We start from the raw sequence: 3,497 nt of genomic DNA, 5'->3' as shown, positions 1-3,497 counted from the left end.
CTTTCAAAATCTTGGACAGTTAGTTTGAATCGCTCGCTGCAAAAAGGACATTGTAGTGTTAAAAATCCATCGTCGTCTGTGGGAACATCAATCTTGAAAGTTACTTCACTCATTGCTTTGAGTATACATTGACAAACAATTGTACTATCAGTTTATCAAAATGACCATATTGCGATCGCCGATATGAGAATAAAGATCGCGAATCGTTGCCATGCAACAGCTTTGTCTATTCATCACTGGTTACAACAAAAGTAGATATTTGAGTACGCAAAAACCCGCCTTGTCAAAAAGACAAATATTCAAACTTTCACATACCTGCACATTTGCGTAATAGATAAGCTATTATGTTCGGCATCTCAATTGAGATATTTTTGCGTACTCAAAAGTCCAGCAACTCAAGTTTTCGCATTTTCAGTCATTCACGTATTTGAGTATTGAAAAGATGATTGTTACTATTGCTTCGTTTAAGGGTGGAGTCGGAAAAACTACTACAGCAGTACATTTAGCAGCTTATTTGGCTAATCAAAGTACTACCTTATTAATTGATGGAGATCCAAATCGCAGTGCTACCAGATGGGCAGAGCGAGGGGGTTTGCCATTCCAGGTTGTAGACGAACGAAAGGCTGCCAAATATGCCAGAAAAGCCGAACACATTGTTATTGATACCCAAGCCAGACCAGAACAGGAAGATTTAGAGGCATTAGCAGACGGTTGTGATCGCTTGATTATTCCCTGTACTCCTGATGCTTTAGCCTTAGATGCCATGATGCTGACGGTTAAGGCACTGCATCAACTAGGCAGCGACAAATACCGTATTTTACTCACTATTATTCCTCCCAAACCCTCAAAGGATGGGGAGGAAGCTAAAAAGATGCTGAGTGAGGCGGGATTGCCAATGTTGAAATCGGGAATTAGGCGTTATGCAGCATTTAAAAAAGCTGCTCTTGAAGGAACTATTGTTTCGGAAATATCAGATAAGAAAGCTCGTATAGCTTGGGGTGATTATCAAGACTTAGGTAAGGAGATACAAACTAATGAGTAAATTTAAGAATATTTTGGATGCAGCTAACCAACCTCCAGAACCAGAAACAGTCAAGAAGAAAACCAAAACCACCAAAAAATCCTCACCACCAATCGTTGACGAAAAACCCGAACCTGTCAAAAAAGGAAGACCAAAAGGAAAACGCAGTAATCCTGACTTTGAACAGGTAACAGCTTACGTTCGTTCTAAGACTTATCGCCAGACAAAAATAGCTCTACTACAGCAGTCGGAATTAGAAGACTTTTCCGAGCTAGTAGAAGAATTACTAACTGAGTGGTTGAGTACGCAAAAAGGCAAAAGTTCAAATACTTAACAACTCAAGTAGTTGAATATCTGAAGTTGATTAAATAGCGTATGCCCCAATCCCCAAGCCATTGGAGGTTTAATAGAGAGCGGGAATTATCGGGCAAATTTTAATTCAAGCAAATGGTGGAGTAGGGTATTTATTCTTTTTAGGATGTTCGTCAGCATAATAAACTACTACTTCCTTTGTGCTAGGCAACGGCTGAAAAAAAACTCTGTAATTACCCGTTACTCTATATTCCCAACCTCCTTTAAAGTTTTTCCCTTTCATTGGAAAAGAAACAAGAGGAATTCTTTGCATGGGATTGGTTGAAAGGCGTTTATAGCAAAGAGTAGTATCTTCTGGGCATTGTTCAACAAGCTTCTTCCAGCTTTTTACTACCTTCGCTCCATTGCCTAGAACTTTCCAAGGAGTTGAGACAGGTTTCGATCCAAGTAATATTTCGTCAGGGGCTTCTAAACGATGTAGGTTTGCCATCAACTAACTGGATTTTCTTTTAATGCTTCTTTAAACTCATCAAGTTCATTACCTTGATTGGCGATCGCGCTCTCTCTCCATTCAAAAATTACGCTTTTCAGTTCATCCCAGTCATTTGTTTCTTCTGCATATTTCAATGTTTGAAGAATCTCTCCAACCATTTCCTCTCGATCTTCATTATCAAATTCGTTAATCCATTGATAAGGATCGTGTTCTTCTAAAGCATTCCCTAGAGATAGTCTGAAAACAGAATTCATGATTGAAATGACAACAGTTTTGTAGTAACTTACTTTAGTTATTTCTCCCATGCGTTCTCGTTTCAAGAGCGCAAAGGTGTCAGAGTTACGAGTAATAGTCACTGGTTGCTTCATAGCTTCATCTAGGACGCTTCCTGATTTGCGATTCAAATCCTTAGATGTGAATATGATATCGCTGTAAAGAGATTCAGATTGTAGAGTTATGGTCATGCTCTTTGCCAAATATCGTTATTTTATACGTACTATTATACGCATAATTAAGATATTTGCAATATTTTAAAATAGAGTGAAAAAGCTGATGGTCGATCCTAAAAAAGCAGCCAAACTGATTCGCCAACATTTTGAAGAGTTAACCACAGAGCAATTTGTGGAGAATCTGCATCGTTCTTGTCCAGAGGTATTTGAAGATAACCAGCGATCGCATCCACCCCAAAATACATCCACCCCCATTTCATCGGATAAAGCCCAACAACAAAAAAGCTAATATTTAACAGGTAACTTTGTTAGTTTTTAGTCCAATAAAAACACCAATTTAAAAATTAGCTAAAATATTTTTCCAAACTAAACACAAAATGCAAAAAAGGGTGCTATACTACAAAAAGCTCAAATAAAAAGGAGGTCGAACCCAATGAATACAGCTACTTCAAAATCAAATTTCAATAATTACGAAGCAAATCTATATTCTTGGCAGCTCCTCATATCGACCAGTTTTAATATAGAGCATAGTTTATGTTGTTATCAACAACATCTGCTGATACAGAATTTATCGTTAGTTTAAGCTCAGTTAAAATTTCACATCTACTAAACTGCTATTCCTAAAGTAGTCTATCTACTGTAGTTTTTTAACACAGCAAATACTTGAAGCTGGATACTTATATTTAGCCAATTTTCCAACTACGTTTAATTAGCTAAATACTGTAATCCCCAGCTTTATAGAAGAAGCCAATCGTCATAGGGTTTCTATGTATTGCTGAATGTATGGAATTAAACGAGCAAAATATTAATTGAAATTAGCTATCTAATTTCTATAACTCTGGTATGGGTGAATACATAGCCAGTTTAATTAAGCTTGAAGTTTTTAATGACTATCCGTAAATAAATAATTTTCACATCTCTGAATAAAGAGAGTAATTTTGATGAAGAATTTGCTTTTTCATATCAAGGTAGAATTATACCTAAAATATTATATTTTTCCGCAATAAAGGTAGAAAAATACTAATAGCACCTTCAAATATACAGCATTATATTTACTGTTAATACTACATATATTACAGATAGTTTATGCTGCAAAAAAATTAATAATTTAGCGTTAATTATTAACTTAAAAAATCAGTTATTAATCAAACTAAAAAAGCTAAAGACAGCACCTTGAAAACTAAATAATAAATATATTCTTGCATTGGTAGCCAAGTGGTAA

General features: G+C 35.9%; 5 protein-coding genes. 3 read left to right on the top strand and 2 right to left on the bottom strand.

Going from position 1 to position 3,497, the window contains the following annotated elements:
- Positions 1–442: 442 nt before the first annotated feature.
- Together H1P_RS34470 and H1P_RS34465 are read left to right on the top strand one after the other, a co-directional pair.
- Complete coding sequence (locus H1P_RS34470; protein ID WP_144876149.1) at positions 443–1,042, top strand: ParA family protein; 600 nt, start codon at positions 443–445, stop codon at positions 1,040–1,042.
- A complete protein-coding gene (locus tag H1P_RS34465; protein WP_144876147.1) occupies positions 1,035–1,355 on the top strand; it encodes a hypothetical protein in 321 nt (106 codons plus the stop codon). The genes H1P_RS34470 and H1P_RS34465 overlap by 8 nt, the downstream gene beginning before the upstream one ends.
- A gap of 105 nt (positions 1,356–1,460) precedes the next feature.
- On the opposite strand, the gene H1P_RS34460 is transcribed toward H1P_RS34465, so the two are convergent.
- Complete coding sequence (locus tag H1P_RS34460) at positions 1,461–1,823, bottom strand: hypothetical protein (protein ID WP_144876145.1); 363 nt, start codon at positions 1,821–1,823, stop codon at positions 1,461–1,463.
- A complete protein-coding gene (locus H1P_RS34455; RefSeq protein ID WP_144876143.1) occupies positions 1,823–2,290 on the bottom strand; it encodes a hypothetical protein in 468 nt (155 codons plus the stop codon). Before H1P_RS34455 ends, H1P_RS34460 begins: the two co-directional genes overlap by 1 nt.
- Positions 2,291–2,378: 88 nt before the next feature.
- On the opposite strand from H1P_RS34455, the gene H1P_RS34450 reads away from it, so the two are divergent.
- Positions 2,379–2,564: a hypothetical protein gene (locus H1P_RS34450; protein ID WP_144876141.1), complete on the top strand. Its 186-nt coding sequence runs from the start codon at positions 2,379–2,381 to the stop codon at positions 2,562–2,564.
- Positions 2,565–3,497: the final 933 nt, after the last annotated feature.

Origin of the sequence: Hyella patelloides LEGE 07179 (genome assembly GCF_900659865.1) — a bacterium.
In the GTDB taxonomy this organism is placed as follows: Bacteria; Cyanobacteriota; Cyanobacteriia; order Cyanobacteriales; family Xenococcaceae; genus Hyella; species Hyella patelloides.
The sequence above is the reverse complement of the archived record's forward strand: the minus strand, read 5'-3'. Positions and strand labels throughout refer to the sequence as shown.

Bases quoted from the DNA above. Each gene is read 5' to 3' on its own strand.
- H1P_RS34450 (WP_144876141.1), top strand. From the start codon at position 2,379: ATGGTCGATCCTAAAAAAGCAGCCAAACTGATTCGCCAACATTTTGAA.
- H1P_RS34465 (WP_144876147.1), top strand. From the start codon at position 1,035: ATGAGTAAATTTAAGAATATTTTGGATGCAGCTAACCAACCTCCAGAA.
- H1P_RS34470 (WP_144876149.1), top strand. From the start codon at position 443: ATGATTGTTACTATTGCTTCGTTTAAGGGTGGAGTCGGAAAAACTACT.
- H1P_RS34455 (WP_144876143.1), bottom strand. From the start codon at position 2,290: ATGACCATAACTCTACAATCTGAATCTCTTTACAGCGATATCATATTC.
- H1P_RS34460 (WP_144876145.1), bottom strand. From the start codon at position 1,823: ATGGCAAACCTACATCGTTTAGAAGCCCCTGACGAAATATTACTTGGA.